The sequence below is a fragment of the Altererythrobacter sp. TH136 genome (assembly GCF_007065885.1).
In the GTDB taxonomy this organism is placed as follows: domain Bacteria; phylum Pseudomonadota; class Alphaproteobacteria; order Sphingomonadales; family Sphingomonadaceae; genus Tsuneonella.
Genome location: NZ_CP041409.1, coordinates 2,552,703 through 2,567,593 on the forward strand (window position 1 = coordinate 2,552,703; position 14,891 = coordinate 2,567,593).

The 14,891-nt window shown below is 66.6% G+C and carries 20 protein-coding genes; 14 read left to right on the forward strand and 6 right to left on the reverse strand.

The window, feature by feature from the left end; genetic code table 11:
- Positions 1–47: 47 nt before the first annotated feature.
- The 13 genes from C0V74_RS12555 to pal all read left to right on the forward strand — a co-directional run bounded on the left by C0V74_RS12555 (position 48) and on the right by pal (position 8,988).
- The gene (locus C0V74_RS12555) at positions 48–818 is read left to right on the forward strand and encodes an SDR family oxidoreductase (RefSeq protein ID WP_143252054.1); all 771 of its coding nucleotides are present in this window, start codon (positions 48–50) and stop codon (positions 816–818) included.
- Positions 815–1,960, forward strand: coding sequence for a glycosidase (locus tag C0V74_RS12560; protein WP_143252055.1), 1,146 nt, complete (start codon positions 815–817; stop codon positions 1,958–1,960). Before C0V74_RS12555 ends, C0V74_RS12560 begins: the two co-directional genes overlap by 4 nt.
- Positions 1,961–2,007: 47 nt before the next feature.
- Positions 2,008–2,736 (forward strand): 1-(5-phosphoribosyl)-5-[(5-phosphoribosylamino)methylideneamino]imidazole-4-carboxamide isomerase, encoded by a 729-nt coding sequence (gene hisA, locus C0V74_RS12565; RefSeq protein ID WP_143252056.1) that lies wholly within the window; start codon positions 2,008–2,010, stop codon positions 2,734–2,736.
- Complete coding sequence (hisF, locus tag C0V74_RS12570; protein WP_143252057.1) at positions 2,733–3,491, forward strand: imidazole glycerol phosphate synthase subunit HisF; 759 nt, start codon at positions 2,733–2,735, stop codon at positions 3,489–3,491. The genes hisA and hisF overlap by 4 nt, the downstream gene beginning before the upstream one ends.
- 120 nt (positions 3,492–3,611) lie before the next feature.
- The gene (locus C0V74_RS12575) at positions 3,612–3,719 is read left to right on the forward strand and encodes a PEP-CTERM sorting domain-containing protein (RefSeq protein WP_246844889.1); all 108 of its coding nucleotides are present in this window, start codon (positions 3,612–3,614) and stop codon (positions 3,717–3,719) included.
- Positions 3,720–3,759: 40 nt separating this feature from the next.
- Positions 3,760–4,077: a phosphoribosyl-ATP diphosphatase gene (locus C0V74_RS12580; protein WP_131624957.1), complete on the forward strand. Its 318-nt coding sequence runs from the start codon at positions 3,760–3,762 to the stop codon at positions 4,075–4,077.
- A complete protein-coding gene (locus C0V74_RS12585; protein WP_143252059.1) occupies positions 4,077–4,451 on the forward strand; it encodes a histidine triad nucleotide-binding protein in 375 nt (124 codons plus the stop codon). The genes C0V74_RS12580 and C0V74_RS12585 overlap by 1 nt, the downstream gene beginning before the upstream one ends.
- A 62-nt stretch (positions 4,452–4,513) precedes the next feature.
- Complete coding sequence (locus tag C0V74_RS12590) at positions 4,514–4,966, forward strand: YbgC/FadM family acyl-CoA thioesterase (protein WP_131624959.1); 453 nt, start codon at positions 4,514–4,516, stop codon at positions 4,964–4,966.
- Positions 4,963–5,670, forward strand: coding sequence for a protein TolQ (gene tolQ, locus C0V74_RS12595; RefSeq protein ID WP_143252060.1), 708 nt, complete (start codon positions 4,963–4,965; stop codon positions 5,668–5,670). Before C0V74_RS12590 ends, tolQ begins: the two co-directional genes overlap by 4 nt.
- The gene (locus C0V74_RS12600; RefSeq protein WP_143252061.1) at positions 5,670–6,107 is read left to right on the forward strand and encodes a biopolymer transporter ExbD; all 438 of its coding nucleotides are present in this window, start codon (positions 5,670–5,672) and stop codon (positions 6,105–6,107) included. The genes tolQ and C0V74_RS12600 overlap by 1 nt, the downstream gene beginning before the upstream one ends.
- Before the next feature lie 13 nt (positions 6,108–6,120).
- Positions 6,121–7,035: an energy transducer TonB gene (locus tag C0V74_RS12605; protein ID WP_143252062.1), complete on the forward strand. Its 915-nt coding sequence runs from the start codon at positions 6,121–6,123 to the stop codon at positions 7,033–7,035.
- On the forward strand, positions 7,032–8,408 hold the full coding sequence (gene tolB / locus C0V74_RS12610; RefSeq protein ID WP_143252063.1) for a Tol-Pal system beta propeller repeat protein TolB: 1,377 nt from the start codon (positions 7,032–7,034) through the stop codon (positions 8,406–8,408). Before C0V74_RS12605 ends, tolB begins: the two co-directional genes overlap by 4 nt.
- Before the next feature lie 61 nt (positions 8,409–8,469).
- Entirely contained in the window at positions 8,470–8,988 is a 519-nt protein-coding gene (gene pal, locus C0V74_RS12615; protein WP_143252064.1) for a peptidoglycan-associated lipoprotein Pal, read from the forward strand.
- Here the strand turns inward: pal and C0V74_RS12960 are convergent.
- Positions 8,985–9,149 carry a hypothetical protein gene (locus C0V74_RS12960; RefSeq protein ID WP_168194208.1) on the reverse strand — a complete coding sequence of 55 codons (165 nt, stop codon included), beginning with the start codon at positions 9,147–9,149 and terminating at the stop codon, positions 8,985–8,987. The genes pal and C0V74_RS12960 overlap by 4 nt on opposite strands.
- 112 nt (positions 9,150–9,261) lie before the next feature.
- Between C0V74_RS12960 and C0V74_RS12620 the strand changes: the two genes are divergently transcribed.
- Complete coding sequence (locus C0V74_RS12620; RefSeq protein ID WP_143252065.1) at positions 9,262–9,795, forward strand: J domain-containing protein; 534 nt, start codon at positions 9,262–9,264, stop codon at positions 9,793–9,795.
- Between the two features lie 76 nt (positions 9,796–9,871).
- On the opposite strand, the gene C0V74_RS12625 is transcribed toward C0V74_RS12620, so the two are convergent.
- The 5 genes from C0V74_RS12625 to pdeM all read right to left on the reverse strand — a co-directional run bounded on the left by C0V74_RS12625 (position 9,872) and on the right by pdeM (position 14,866).
- Entirely contained in the window at positions 9,872–11,167 is a 1,296-nt protein-coding gene (locus tag C0V74_RS12625) for a cystathionine gamma-synthase family protein (RefSeq protein ID WP_143252066.1), read from the reverse strand.
- A 171-nt stretch (positions 11,168–11,338) separates the two neighbouring features.
- Positions 11,339–12,751 (reverse strand): DASS family sodium-coupled anion symporter, encoded by a 1,413-nt coding sequence (locus tag C0V74_RS12630; RefSeq protein WP_143252067.1) that lies wholly within the window; start codon positions 12,749–12,751, stop codon positions 11,339–11,341.
- Between the two features lie 170 nt (positions 12,752–12,921).
- Positions 12,922–13,461 (reverse strand): hypothetical protein, encoded by a 540-nt coding sequence (locus C0V74_RS12635; protein ID WP_143252068.1) that lies wholly within the window; start codon positions 13,459–13,461, stop codon positions 12,922–12,924.
- Positions 13,462–13,525: 64 nt separating this feature from the next.
- On the reverse strand, positions 13,526–14,047 hold the full coding sequence (gene infC / locus C0V74_RS12640; RefSeq protein WP_131624969.1) for a translation initiation factor IF-3: 522 nt from the start codon (positions 14,045–14,047) through the stop codon (positions 13,526–13,528).
- A 96-nt stretch (positions 14,048–14,143) separates the two neighbouring features.
- Positions 14,144–14,866 (reverse strand): ligase-associated DNA damage response endonuclease PdeM, encoded by a 723-nt coding sequence (gene pdeM, locus C0V74_RS12645; RefSeq protein WP_143252069.1) that lies wholly within the window; start codon positions 14,864–14,866, stop codon positions 14,144–14,146.
- Between the last annotated feature and the right edge of the window lie 25 nt (positions 14,867–14,891).

Below are 14,891 nucleotides of genomic sequence, written 5' to 3' on the forward strand. Positions count from 1 at the left end.
GGCCGGTGCGATGCGTCTCCCTGCTAACTGCAAAAGGAGACCTGCCGATGGCTGATGCCGATCCCAAGAACCTGTCCGACGCGCATACCGAGATGCCGTCCCTGAAAGGACGCAAGGCGATCATCACCGGGGGCACCACCGGCATCGGCCGCGCGATCGCGGTCCTGCTGGCGAGCGAAGGTGTCGAGATTTTCACCTGCGGGCGCGACGAGCAGCACCTCAAGGACGGGCTGGAGCGGATCAACGAGGTCGGCAAGGGTGACGGCATCGCGCTCGACCTTGCGAAGCGCGAGGACCTCGATCGCTTCTTCACCGAGGCGGAAAAGCGGCTGGGCAGCTATGACATCGCGATCATCAATGCCGCCGTCCCGGTCGATGGGCTGACCACCACCAGCGAGGAAGACGCGTGGTACGCGGTTGCCACGGACTATGCCGCTTACGTGATGAGCGCGCACAAATCGGTGTCGCACCTGAAGGATAAGGGCAACCTGGTCCTGATCGGATCGATGAGCGCGCACAGCCTGGGCGGCTCCGGCTCGGTCTACGCGGGCATGAAGAAGGGCATCCAGGGTTTTGCCGAAGCGCTGCACAAGGAGCTGGGGAGCAAGGGGATCAAGGTGGGCCTGATCGAACCCGGGCTGACCGGCGCCGACTTCCAGTACCCCGACATCCCGGCCGACAAGCAGCGCGAGATGATCAACGAGGATAAGATGCTGCGGGCCGAGGACATCGCCGTGGCGGTGCACTTCATGCTGACGCAGCCGCGCCGCGCGGTGGTGATGCAGCTTGCCATGACCCAGCGCGTGTCCGACGAATGAGCTTTGCAGTCGACCGGTTGATCCTGACGCCGGACGATATCGACCTCGCGCAATCGCCGCTCGCGGGTCAGTTGGACGCCGAGACCTATGTGCTCGGCGCGTTCAACCCGGCGTTGACCCGATTGCCGAACGGCAACCTGCTGATGATGGTCCGGGTGGCGGAAGCGCTGCGTCAGCCGGTGCGGGACGGCAACGTCCATGCCATCCGCTGGGATAGCGATGGCAGAGGCGGTCGCTTCGTGCTCGACGCGTGGCCGCTCCAGTTCGCCGACACCGCGGACCCGCGCAAGTTCGAGCTGCGGGGCTATGGCTGGAAGGTCATGGCGCTGACCTCGCTGTCGTGGCTGCTGCCGGTCGAATTGACGCCTGACGGGCTGGAGCGGGTGGCGATCCACTATGACAAGGCGATTGCGCCGGCGGGCAGCTATCAGTGCTATGGCGTGGAGGACGCGCGGATCAGCAAGGTTGGCGAACGCTACCTGATGACCACCTGCTCGGTCAGCCCGGAGCGGCACTCGACGACCCTCTACAGCTCGGGCGATGCGCTCGATTGGCGGTTCGAAGGGATCGCGCTCGATCACCAGAACAAGGACATGCTGATCTTCGAAGGCCTGATCGATGATCAGTATTGGGCGCAGACCCGGCCGCTGGGACAGCTGTTCTTCGCCTATCCACCCGGCAGCGAGTGGCACGCGGGGCCATCGATCAACCACGCCACCAGCCCGGACGCGCTCCACTGGAAGCCGCATATCGAGCCCGCGATCCGGCCCCATGCCGGCACGGCCGCGACCGCGCGGATCGGCGGCGGCACCCCGCCGGTCCTGACCGAGATCGCGGGGCGACGCGGCTGGCTGAGCCTGTGGCATGGGGTGGAGCCCAAGGAGATCGTCGGCATTTATCGCACGTACTGGTCGCTGCTGGACCCGGATGAGCCGTGGAAGGTGCTCGCCACCAGTCACCCCCCGTTGATCGAGGCAAACCCGGACCTGACCCGGCCGATCGAGCACCAGATGTACGTGCGCGATGTGGTCTTCACCACCGGCATCGTTGACGCCGGCGACCACTTCGTCGTCGCAAGCGGCGAGGCTGATCTGGCCTGCCGGATAACGCACGTTCCCAAGAGCGCATTCGTGCCATCGTAGAATTTGCCCGCGTGACGACCGCGGGCGGCGGTGATAGCGGCGCCGCCATGATCGTATTCCCCGCCATCGACCTCAAATCCGGCCAGGTGGTGCGCCTGGCCGAAGGCGACATGGATCGCGCCACCGTCTATGGCGACGATCCCGCGGCGCAGGCGGCGCTGTTTGCCGATGCGGGGGCTGAACACCTCCATGTGGTCGATCTTGACGGGTCGTTCGCGGGCCAGGCCGAGAACCGCGCCGCGGTTGAGGCCATCGTGGCCAAATTTCCCGGATATGTGCAGCTTGGCGGCGGCATCCGCACCCGCGCGGCGGTCGAAGGCTGGTTTGACCTGGGCGTGGCGCGCGTCGTCATGGGTACCGCGGCGCTGAAAGACCCGCAGTTCGTGCGCGATATGGCCGGCGCGTTCCCCGGCGGCGTCGTGGTCGCGGTCGACGCGCGTGACGGGATGGTCGCGACCGAGGGCTGGGCGGAGGTGTCGGACGTTCCCGCAGCCGATCTCGCGCGCCGGTTCGAGGACGCGGGAGTGGCCGCGCTGTTGTTTACCGATATCGGCCGCGATGGCTTGCTGAAAGGCGTCAACATCGACGCGACGGTTGAACTTGCCCGGCGGGTGGATATTCCGGTGATCGCCAGTGGCGGGGTCAAGGGGATCGACGACATCCACTTGCTGTCCCTCTACGCCAGCGACGGGATCGAAGGCGTGATCACCGGGCGGGCGTTGTACGACGGGCGGCTCGACCTTGCGACCGCGATCGCGATGGCGAACCGCGCGTGACCGTTCGCATCCGCGTCATCCCGTGCCTGGATGTGGCTGACGGGCGGGTGGTGAAAGGCGTCAACTTCGTCGATCTGCAGGACGCCGGCGATCCGGTGGAGCAGGCCAGGGCCTATGACGCAGCGGGGGCCGACGAGCTGTGCTTCCTCGACATTTCCGCCAGCAACGAAGGGCGGGGCACGCTGCTCGATGTCGTTCGCCGGACTGCCGAGGTGTGCTTCATGCCGCTTACGGTGGGCGGCGGCGTGCGGTCGGTGGACGACGCCCGGGCGCTGCTATTGGCCGGGGCCGACAAGGTGGCGGTGAATTCGGCCGCCGTCGCGCGCCCTGAGGTGGTGGGCGATGTCGCCGCGCGCTTCGGCAGCCAGTGTGTCGTCGCCTCGATCGACGCGCGGCGAAGCGGCGAGCGGTGGGAGATCTTCACCCACGGCGGGCGCCGCGCGACCGGCATCGATGCGGTGGACCACGCGATCAATCTGGCGCGTCTGGGGGCGGGCGAGTTGCTGGTGACCTCGATGGATGGAGACGGGACGCAAGCGGGCTACGACCTGGCCCTGACCCGGGCGATCGCCGATGCGGTGCCGGTCCCGGTCGTCGCCAGCGGCGGGGTGGGCTCGTTGCAGCATCTGGTCGACGGGGTGGTGGAGGGGCACGCCAGCGCCGTGCTCGCGGCCTCGATCTTCCACTTCGGCAAGCACACGATCGGCGAGGCACACGCCGCCTTGCGCGCTGCCGGATTGCCTGCGCGCGCCTGACCCGTCCCGTGGCGGGACGCCGTCCACAACACCATTGGCAAGCCACCGCGATGCGAGCCTTGGTCCTCAGCCATGCGGATCGCCATTTCTCTCGTAGTTCTCTTCATCGCGTCGCCGGCCATGGCGGCGGGAACGGCGGTGCCCGAACCTTCGGGCCTGGCACTGTTCGGACTGGGGGTGCTCGGCGTGATCGTTGGTCGCCGCGGCGCGCGCCGGCGGCGCGACTGACGGCTTGACCTGACCGGTCGCCTCCCGCCATGCACGGCGGGTGGATACCCTGACCCGCCTCGAAAGCACCATCGCCCAGCGCCTCGGCTCGGGCGAGCCCGGTTCCAGTTATGTTGCGCAGCTTCACGCGCGCGGCTTGCCCGTGATTGCGCGCAAGCTGGGAGAGGAAGCGGTCGAAGCGGTGATCGCCGCGCTGGCGGGCGATCGGGCCGAGCTCGTCGGCGAAGCGGCGGACGTCTTGTTCCACCTGCTGATCCTGCTCGGCGAGAAGGGCGTGCCGCTGGCCGACGTGCTGGCCGAGCTGGACCGGCGGGAGGGGACTTCCGGCCTCGATGAAAAAGCCGCCAGGAGTGCCTGATGCCGATTGATCCCACCGCGCCGTACGACGACCAGAATATCTTCGCCAGGCTGCTGCGCGGCGAGATCCCGTCCACCCGCGTGTACGAAGATGAATGGGCGGTCGCATTCCACGACATCGCGCCGCAATCGCCGGTGCATATCCTGGTGATCCCCCGCGGCGCTTACGTCAGCTGGGACGATTTCTCCGCCCGCGCGTCCGATGGCGAGATTGCGGGCTTTGCCCGGGCCATCGGGCAAGTGGCGCGCGACGCGGGACTGGTCGAGAACGGTTACCGCGTGCTGTACAATATCGGCCGTGACGGGGGGCAGGAAGTCGCTCACCTGCATGCGCATATCTTCGGCGGACGCCCGCTGGGGCGGATGATCGGCTGAACGCCACGCGCTGACCTTCGTTAGTTGCCAGCGGAGTCGCGCTGCGGCTAAGGCCGCTGCCAATGACGGTTAACCTATCGCTACCCGGTGGTCTGATCGACGGCCCGCGTCACCTGTATGCAGTGCGCGCGTATTACGAGGACACCGATCTTTCGGGGATCGTGTACCACGCCAACTACCTTCGCTGGTTCGAACGCGCGCGGAGCGACCTGCTGCGGCTGCTCAAGATCGACCAGCGCAGCGCGGTCGAAGCGGGTGAGGGCGCCTATGCCGTGGCAGACCTTGCCATCCGGTATGTGCGGCCGGCCAGGCTGGATGACACCGTCATCATCGAGACTCGTTGCCTCGATCTCGGCGCGGCCAGCGTCCGCATTCAACAACGCGCCACCCGGGATGGTGAGCTGATCGCCGAGCAATCCGTCCGCGTCGGCTTCATCGATCCCGCCGGGCGGCCCCGGCGCCAGCGGGCCGAATGGCGCGCCGCCTTTGCACAATTTGCAGAAAGACCTGAATGACCGACCTATCGCTTCTTGCCGCGGCCGCCGCCGTGCCCACGCGGCTCGATCCCGTACAGTTGTTCCTGGACGCCGACATCGTCGTCCAGGCCGTGATGCTGGGCCTGCTGCTGGCGAGCATCTGGACCTGGATGATCATCGTCAGCTTCTCGTTCCGCATGTCGGCGGTGCGCAAGCGCTGCCGCGAATACGAGGACGATTTCTGGCACGCCGACAGCTTCGACACCTTGATGAAGGAGCGCGGCAAGAAGGACATCGCCAGCGCCCGGGTCGCGGCCGCCGGCATGCGAGAATGGCGCCACTCAGTGAAAGGCGGCCGCGTCGCTGATCGCGACGGCCTGCGCCAGCGCCTGGCGGCGACCATGGAAAGCCAGGTCGCGTCTGAAGCGGACGAACTGTCGAACCGTTTGAACTTCCTCGCCACGGTGGGCTCCGTCGCGCCGTTCGTCGGCCTGTTCGGCACGGTCTGGGGCATCATGAACAGCTTCTTTTCCATCGGGCAGCAGCAGAACTCGTCGCTGGCGGTGGTCGCTCCGGGTATCTCCGAGGCGCTGTTCGCCACCGCGATCGGCCTGTTCGCCGCCATCCCGGCGGTGATCGCCTACAACCGTTTCAGCCACTCGGTGAACGGTCTGGAAGGACGGCTGCAGCGCTTCGCCGACCGCTTCCACGCGAGCCTCAGCCGAGAGATCGAGACGCTCTGATGGCGATGGGTTTGCACGCGAAGAAACGCGGGCGGCGTGGCCGTGCGCCGATGGCGGAGATCAACGTCACTCCGCTGGTCGATGTGATGCTGGTGCTGCTGATCATCTTCATGGTGACCGCGCCGCTGCTGACCGCGGGCGTGCCGATCGAACTGCCTGACAGCCGGGCCAACCCGATCGACCAGAATCCTGAGCAGGTGACCGTGTCGATCGACCGCGACGGGTACATCTTCATCGACAAGGAGCGCGTGGCGGTCGGCGGCTTTCCCGATGCGCTGGCGCAGTTGAATGCAAGCGGCGGCGAACCGCCGGTGGTGACGCTGCGTGCGGATAAGGAACTGGATTACGGCCGTGTCATGGCGGTGATGGGGGAGTTGAACCGGGGCGGGTTCAATTCAATCTCGCTGGTCACCAACAGTTCAGTGTCGGCCCCATAGCGCGGCGATACCGATGATTTTCGCCAATCTTCGCCGCGAGGAGCGCCTGGGACTGGGAATCGCCCTGGCGCTGCATCTTGCCCTTGGAGCGGCGCTGCTGGTGCAGCCGGCGAAGCGCACGTTGATTCCGCCGACCGAGAAGATGACGGTCAACCTCGCGACCGACGTGGGCCTGGAGGCCACCGCGCCCGAGCCCGTGCCGGAAAGCGCCGCCGCTGTCGCGCCGATGCTTGCTCCTGAGCCTGCGCCGCCGGCAGAGGCGGTGCCGCAACCGGCGACCGCAACCCCGATCGAGCGGCCTCAACCGGTCGCCGCCCCGGCTCCTGCGCCGAGGCCCGTTCCGCGGGCCGCTGCGGTGCCGCAGCCAAAGCCGGTTCCGCGTGCGACCACCGCGCCCCGAGCGAAGCCGGTCGCGCGTTCCACCTCCGCGCCGCAAGCACGGCCCGCCGCACCGTCCAGCGAGCCGCGTCGGCGGCCCGATGCGCCTGCCAGCCAGTCCCGTTCCACTCCCAAGCCGGCGGGCGGCAGCCGGATTGGCGCGGACTTTCTGCCGGGCGCCGGCACCAGCACCGCCACCCGCGAAACGCGCGTTCCGGCAAGCCAGATCGGCGCCAGCGCCAAGGCGTCATTGGTCCAGTCGATCGCGCGGGAGATCAAGCCCAGGTGGCAGCCGCCAGACGGGCCTGACGTGGACCAGATCACCACGTACCTGCGCTTCCGGCTCAACACCGATGGCAGCCTGCAGGGACGCCCGGAACTGGTCCGGCAGACCGGAATCAACGATACCAATCGCGCACAGGCCGGACGCCATGCCGAACAAGCGATCCGTGCCGTGCAACTGGCGGCGCCGTTCGACCTGCCGGACGAATACTACGACGCGTGGAAGCTCGTCGGACCCTTTGGATTTGACTGGAAACTGGCCCAATGATCAAAACCCTCGCCACCCTTCTGCTGCTGACCACCGCGCTGCCGCTGGCTGCGCAGGATCTGGGGCAGAAACCGCCTGCCGACACCCCCGTCGAGACGACCGAGGAGGAGGGGCTGTCAGGCTCGGTGAGTTTCGAGGGTAATCTGGAAGACCTCGGCATCGCGATCCCCGCTTTCGCCACCGACCGCCAGGCTCCGACCCCCGCGAACGCGGGGGGCACCGTGGCGCTGGGCCGCGAACTGGCGCAGGTCGTGTTCAACGATTTGAGGAACAACGGACTGTTCAAGCCGGTCGGTCCGGGCTCCCTGCCGCAGCCGACTTATGGCGAGATCACCGCGCCCGCCTGGGCCACGTGGTCCGGCCGCAGTGCCGAAATGCTGGTGGAGGGATACGTCCGCGCGGGCGCCGACGGACGCCTGACCGTGGGCTGCTATCTCTACGATGTGCAGTTGCAGAAGGAACTGGCGCGCGCGGGCTGGGTGGTCCAGCCGGTCGACTGGCGGCGCGCGGCGCACAAGTGCGCGGACCTCGTCTATTCGCGCCTGTCGGGTGAGAGCCCGTTCTTCGACAGCCGCATCGCCTATATCGCCGAGACCGGTCCCAAGGATAACCGGGTGAAGCGCCTGGCGATCATGGATTCGGACGGGGCGAACCACCGCTTCATCACCAACGGCCGGGCGACCGCGCTGACCCCGCGCTACTCGCCCGATTACCGCAAGCTGATGTACCTCAGCTACGTCGACAAGAACCCGCGCATTTATGTCTATGACATCGGCACCGGGCGGCAGACGCTGGTGACGCAGTCCACCAACCCCACTTTCGCCCCGCGCTGGTCGCCGGACGGGCAGTGGGTGCTGTATTCGATGGCCGTGGCGGGGAACACCGACATCTACCGCGTGCCGGCATCAGGCGGACAAAGCATCCGGCTGACCACCACGCCGGGGATCGACATCGGCGGCTCCTATTCACCCGACGGCCGCCAGATCGTGTTCGAAAGCGACCGGTCGGGCACTCAGCAATGTTATGTCATGAACGCGGACGGGTCCAACCAGCGGCGGATCAGCTTTGGCGGCGGACGGTGCGCGACCCCGGAATGGAGCCCGCGCGGTGACCAGATCGCATTCACCAATGCCAGCAACTTCCGCATTTCCGTTATGAACCCGTCCGGCGGCGGCGTGCGCACGCTGACTAGTGGGTGGCAGGACGAGGCGCCGACGTGGTCCCCCAATGGCCGCGTGATCCAGTTCTTCCGCACCGAGCGGGGGAGCGGCAAGGCCGCGCTGTACCAGGTCGATCTGACCGGCCGCAACGAACGCCGGCTGCCCACTCCGGTGGACGCGTCGGACCCGGCATGGGGACCAATCCTGCCGTAAGAGCATTCCCATCAGGGGAGCACGGGTCGCACCGACCGACGATTTCAATCAGGAGAACACCATGAACCGTCGCATCGTCATCACCGCGCTATTGGCCGGCACCGCCGTGCTGGGCGCGTGCAAGAAGGAGCCCCCCGCTTCTCTTCCGCCGGACCCCGTGCCGACCTCCACCAGTTCAGGATCATTGGGCGGCGATAGCGGCGGTGCGGCGGTGCTCGGCACTCAAGGGCACTTCGTGAACGCGGTAAACGGCCAGAACGTGATCTATTTCGACACCGACCAATACAACGTGGACAGCGCCGACGCTGCCGCGCTGCAGACCCAGGCGGCGTATCTGAACCAGTATCCGCAACTGGCCATCACGGTGGAAGGGCATGCCGATGAGCGCGGCACGCGCGAGTACAATCTTGCGCTCGGTGAGCGGAGAGCGAACGCGGCGAAGAACTACCTGGTCAGCCTCGGCGTCGCGGCCAGCCGCATCAACACCGTCAGCTATGGCAAGGAACGCCCCGTCGCGCTCGGTTCGGACGATGCCTCGTGGGCTCAGAACCGCCGCGCCGTATCGGTGGTGGTGAACTAACGCAGGAAGATGGACGGCGCGGGCAGCCCACCCAACGAGGGCAGTGCGCCCGCGCCGTTCCCGCCCCCGCCGTGCAGCGCGGGTGATCCCAAGGCGAGCGAAGCCATCGCGAGCGTCGAGGCGACCGCGGCGATCATCAGTTGAGAGCTCATCTTGCGCATGACAGGTTTCAATTAGGGACTTTGATGTTGCATTGCAACAAAATCCCTTCGTTCGCTTTCAATTGCCGGTGGCACCGCCTAGGTCGGCCACGATGACAATCGGAAATCCCACATGACCGGCGCGCGGCGCTCAAGCGACTGGGGCTTCCCCCGCTGGCGGGGTTATGGCGGTAGCCGTGAAACAACGACGGTGCGGCTGTGCGATCGTCACGGGTGCGAGGATCCGGGCAACTGTCCCGCGCCCAAAAGCCCCAACACCCCCGAAAGATGGTATTTCTGCCAGCGGCATGCGGCCGAATACAACAGCAAGTGGGACTATTTCGAAGGCCTCAGCAAGGAAGAGGCGGCCGAGCGGGCGCGCACCGAGAAGCGCGATAACGACGGATACGCAGAATCCGCGCACTATGGATGGTCGGGCAGCGGCGACGGCAGCCGCAGCGCTGACGAGATGCGGGCCCTCGAAATCATCGGGGTCGAAGCTGACGCGGACTTCGCAGCGATCAAGAAAGCCTGGCGCGAAAAAGCCAAACAGGTGCACCCGGATCTTAAACCCGGCGATGCCGCGGCTGCGGCCGAATTCCAGAAGCTGCAACTGGCCTACGACATCCTTCGTCAGGCTGAGGAAAGGCGCGTATGGAAGGGCTGACGGCGATTGGCTCCCGCCGCCTTCCCGGACACGGTGCGGACGCCGCACGTTTCCGGAAAGGCGGGGAGCCGCCCGCTCAGACCGCGTCGAGGGCCTGAGCGAAGTCGGCAATCAGGTCTTCGGGATCCTCGATGCCGATGCTGATCCGCACCAGGTTGTCCGCGATGCCGAGCGCGGTCTTGCGCTCGTCCGGAACCGACAGGTGCGTCATCGAGGCGGGGTGGCTGGCAAGCGTCTCGGTCCCGCCCAGGCTGACAGCGAGTTTCGCGATCGTCAGCGCATCCAGGAAACGGAAACACTCCGCCTCGCCGCCCCGGATGAACACCGAGAAGGTGCTTCCCGCGCCCATGCAATGGCGATCGAAGATGTAATGCTGGCGGGGATCGTCGATCATGCCGAGGTAACCGAGCTTCTCAACCTTGGGATGCCCGGCAAGGAAATCGCAGACCTTGGCTGCGTTCTGTCCGGCCCGGTCCATCCTGAGCTCTACGGTCTCCAGGCTGCGCAGGAGCATCCAGGCGGTGTTGGGATCGGCGATGCCGCCCATGGTATTGCGCAACATGCGCACCGGGGTGAGCCATTTCTTGGCCCCCGATACGCTGCCGGCCACGAGGTCCGAATGACCGCCGACGTACTTCGTCAGCGAGTAGACCACGATGTCGGCCCCGTGATCGAGCGGACGGGACCACAGCGGCCCCAGAAACGTGTTGTCGATCGCGATGGGGCAGTCGGTGCCCAGCGCGGCGTCGCGCGCATCGCGCACGGCCTCGACATCGACCAGCGCATTGGTCGGGTTGGCGGGGCTTTCGAGGTAAACCATCGCCACCTTGCCGCCCTGGCTGTCCGCCAGCGCCTTGGCCTTGGCCATGACGGCGTCCAGTTCGGCGCGGTCGGCACCCGCGGGGAAATCGACATAGGTCACGCCGAACCGGCTCATGTGCTTTGCCACGAACCCTTCACTGGCGGCATAGAGAGGCCCCGAATGCACGATGACATCGCCCGCGGAGCAGAACGTCAGCAGCAGCACACAGATGGCGGTCATGCCGCTTGAGAAGCACAGCGTCTCCTCCGCGCCATCCCAGATCGACAGGCGCGCCTCGAGGATCTCCTGGTTGGGTCCGTTGAAGCGGGAATAGACCAGCCCTTCCGCGCCGCCGGGCCGCTTGCCGGTGATGCCTTCGAAGTGGCGCTTGCCAGCGGCGGCGTTCTCGAACGCAAAGGTGCTAGTGAGGAAGATCGGCGGCTTCAGGCTGCCTTCGGACAGCGCGGGATCGTATCCCGCACCCATCATCAAGGTGGAAGGCTTCAGTTCGTGGTCGCCGATGCGGGTGACGGCCGCCTTGGGCTTGCGAGTGGGGGTAGGGTCGGACATGCGATGCTTCCTCAGGACCAACGCTCCCAGGGAGGCGGGGAGCACGAGAATGAGGGGCCGGGGCGCTCGTGTCCTAACCTCCGCAGGACGCATCTCCGCCGGCTCGACGGTCGCCGGAGCGATTACGGTGCGGCGGCGATGATTTCAACCGCAACCATCGGCCGCTTGCGCTCACGCCCCCAGCGCCGCTACGCCCCAGACGGCGCCGATCAGCAGGAACACGCCCGCGACATCCAGCGCCGCGCCCGCGGCCAGCATACGCGGCAGGGCGATCCGTCCCGTCGCCCAGGCGATCGCATTGGGCCCCGTGCCGGCGGGCAGCATGAAGCCCCAACTGGCTGCGAGAGCCGCCGGCAGCGCGAGAAGCACGGGATCAGCGCCGAGCGCCACCGCAAGGCTCGCCACCACCGGCATGATCGCGCTCGCGGTCGCGACGTTGCTGGCGAATTCGGTGATGGCGATCATCAGGGCGACGACCGCCAACGCGACGATGATGAGCGGCACGCTGCTCAGCGCCAGCAGCGACTGGCCGAGCCATGCCGCAAATCCCGATTCGCTCATTCCGGCGGCCAATGCCAGTCCGCCGCCAAACATCATGATGACGCCCCATGGCGCGCGATCGGCCTCGCTCCAGGTCAGCATCGGCCGCCCGGTACCGTCGGGCAGCACGAACAGGAGCGTCCCGCAGAACACCGCGATGGTCCCATCGGTCAGCGCGCCCGCAGGGACGAGCGGTTCAAGCAGCGGTTGCGCCATCCACAGTCCGAACGCGAGCATGATCAAGGGAAGCAGCCGCCGCTCCGGCACCGTCCAGCTATGGTCGGTGTGGATGGCTGCGCGGGCGCCGGTGACATCGAACGGGTGTTCGGCGACCCGGTGCACCTGGCCGACGATCCAGGCCGCGAGCGGTGTCGCGATCAGCACCACCGGAACCCCGAACGAAGCCCACTGCGCGAACCCGATGCGCACGCCGGTCAGCTCCGCGATCAGTCCGACGGCGATGGCGTTGGTCGGCGATCCCACGATCGTGCCGAGTCCGCCGATCGAGGCGGCGAAGGCGATCCCCATCGGCAGCGCCCCTGACAGGCCGGTCTGAGTGACTTCCTCCGACCCTCCGCTGGCGAGCACCGCGAGTGCCATCGGCATCATGATCAGGGCGGTCGAGGTGTTCGATATGACCATACTGAGGATGGCCGCAGCCGCCATGAACGCGAACAGCAGACGATGCTGGCTGCCGCCGTTCCCGACGACCCGCAAAAGACCTTGCGCAAGCCGTGCGTGCAGCCCGGTGCGTTCGATGGCGAGCGCGATGAACGCGCCGCCCAGGATGAGAAACAGGATCGGGGAATAATACTGGCTGGCGGTCTCGTTCGCGCTCATCACCCCGGCCATCGGCAGCACCAGGAATGGCAGGAGCGCGGTGGCGGTGAGCGGCAGCGCCTCGGTCATCCACCATGCGGCCATCCACACGACAAGGCCTGCGACCAGCCATGCCTCGGCCGGCATACCTGCGGGCGGCGGCAGCAACAGGGTGAGCACGAATGCCAGCACCCCGGTGACGAGGCCGATCCGTCGTGCTGTCATCGGTCTTGCCCCTCCATGCCCGGAGGCTGTTCTATCGCAACCGCCCGGCAGGGCAACCTGCCCCACCACAGGAGCGTGGCGCGCTCAGACGGGGGACAGTCGCATCGACACGATCTTCCAGGCGAGCTGTTCGCGCGTCGCGCCGTCGATGTCGTTGACCCGGCGCAGGATCACTCACCTGTCAGCGTCGCTCGACTGCCGTCCGAACGCGCGCCGGTGACCGTTGCCGGCACCGTGTAGTAGGTCGATCCTGCAGCTCCCTCCATCCGGCCGGCAGGCACCGTGACGGCAAGGTCGCGGAGCGGATGGAACAGTGCGTTGAGCTGCTGTTTCGAAAGCTCTGCCTTGGCCGCATCGCCCATCAGCGCCCACGCCTGATCGAATTCGCGCAGTTCGATCCCGCGTGCCCACGCCAGCAGGTTGGCCCGTGCGCCCGTTTCCGACCTCGCGGCAGCAAGGGTAAGCGTTGCAGGAGCGATAACAGGCCGGCCATCGTTCTCGCCGGGAACGGCATCCGGCGAGACGGCCGGATTGGGCGGCACCGGAGAGGGCGGTGCGGGAGTCGGTGATGCGGGCTGGGTGCCCCTTGGCGGGGAAGGCTCTTCCCCGGTGATCGCCTTCAACTCGTCAGATGGCGCGGGATGTTTCTGCTCGCATGCGGTTAGCAGCAACGCTGCTAGGGCCACCGCGCAGCTCACGGCTCTTTTCACGCCACGGCTCCCTCGGGGGCAGCGAAGCCGGACCAGGCGCAAGCCGGATCCGGCATTCGTCAGCTTACTTCGGAGAGATCACCATGAGCATCTGGCGCCCTTCAAGGCGCGGGTATGCTTCGACCTTGGCGATCTCGGCGGTGTCTTCCTGCACCCGTTTCAACAGGTCCATGCCGAGTTCCTGGTGCGCCATTTCACGTCCGCGGAAACGCAGGGTCATCTTGACCTTGTCGCCTTCCTCGATGAACTTCTTCACGTTGCGCATTTTCACATCGTAATCGTGATCGTCGATGTTCGGACGCATCTTGATCTCTTTGATGTCCTGCGTTTTCTGAGTCTTGCGCGCCTGGTTGGCTTTTTTCTGCGCCTCGTAACGGTGCTTGCCGACGTCGAGGAACTTCGCGACTGGCGGATCGGCGTTTGGCGAGATCTCGACCAGATTAAGGCCAATCTCGTTGGCCTGTTCCATCGCTTCGCGCGTGTACATCACGCCGAGGTTCTCACCGTTTTCGTCGATGACGCGAACCTTGTCGGACTGGATCAGATTATCAAAGCGCGGGCCGCTCTTGACGGGCGGGGCCAGCATGCGCCGGGGGGGACGAGCTATGGGGCGTTCTCCTGAAATGCCATTAGAGTGACGTTCTACTTAGGCGCGAATCGTCAGATACGGAAGAGGCTGCGCCTAGGCCGCCGCACGCCACAGGGGGAATGTGGCGAGTTTGCCACCGGCTGGCACCACCGCGTCAATCGTCCGCGCTGGCTGAAGCGCCTTAAGAATTTCCGGATCGGCCGCATTCATGCCCCCGGTCAGCGCGCCAAAGGCCGGCAGGATCATCCGTCCAGAGCCGCGTCCGTCCGCGCTGACGACCGCGCACGGCCGGCGGATGCGCCGCGAACGAACCGTGAGCTGCAGCCGGGGGTGGTAGTGGCCCGACAGTTCGGGCCGCGTCTCGCCTGCTTTCGCGCGGTGACGCAGGACCAGGCCGGCGATGACGAGTTCGTTCGCCATCGTGCCGCCCGCCGCTGCCTCCGCCGCGCCGCTGACCTTGTCGATATCGTGATTGCCGGTGATCCAGACCCAGTCGGTGACGCGGGTCAGGGCGGCGAGCATGCCGGCGGCGTGCGGTTCCAGCCGGGATGCCCCGCGCGCATCGTGGAAGTTATCGCCCAGCGTATAGACCCGTCGCGCGCCGGTTTCGCGGATCGCCAGCGCCAGCCGCTCCAGCGTTTCGCGGCTGTCGTAAGGGGGCAGCAGCTGGCCGTGACGCGCGAAGAAGCTGGCTTTTTCCAGGTGGAGGTCGGCCACCAGCAAAGCCCGTTCCCGCGGCCAGTACAGCGCGCGGCCCTGCGTGATCGCGAATTCTTCGTTAGCGAAGGCAAGGGTGGCGAACGAAAGGGGAACCATGCCGCGCTCTTGCCCCAGTCGATTC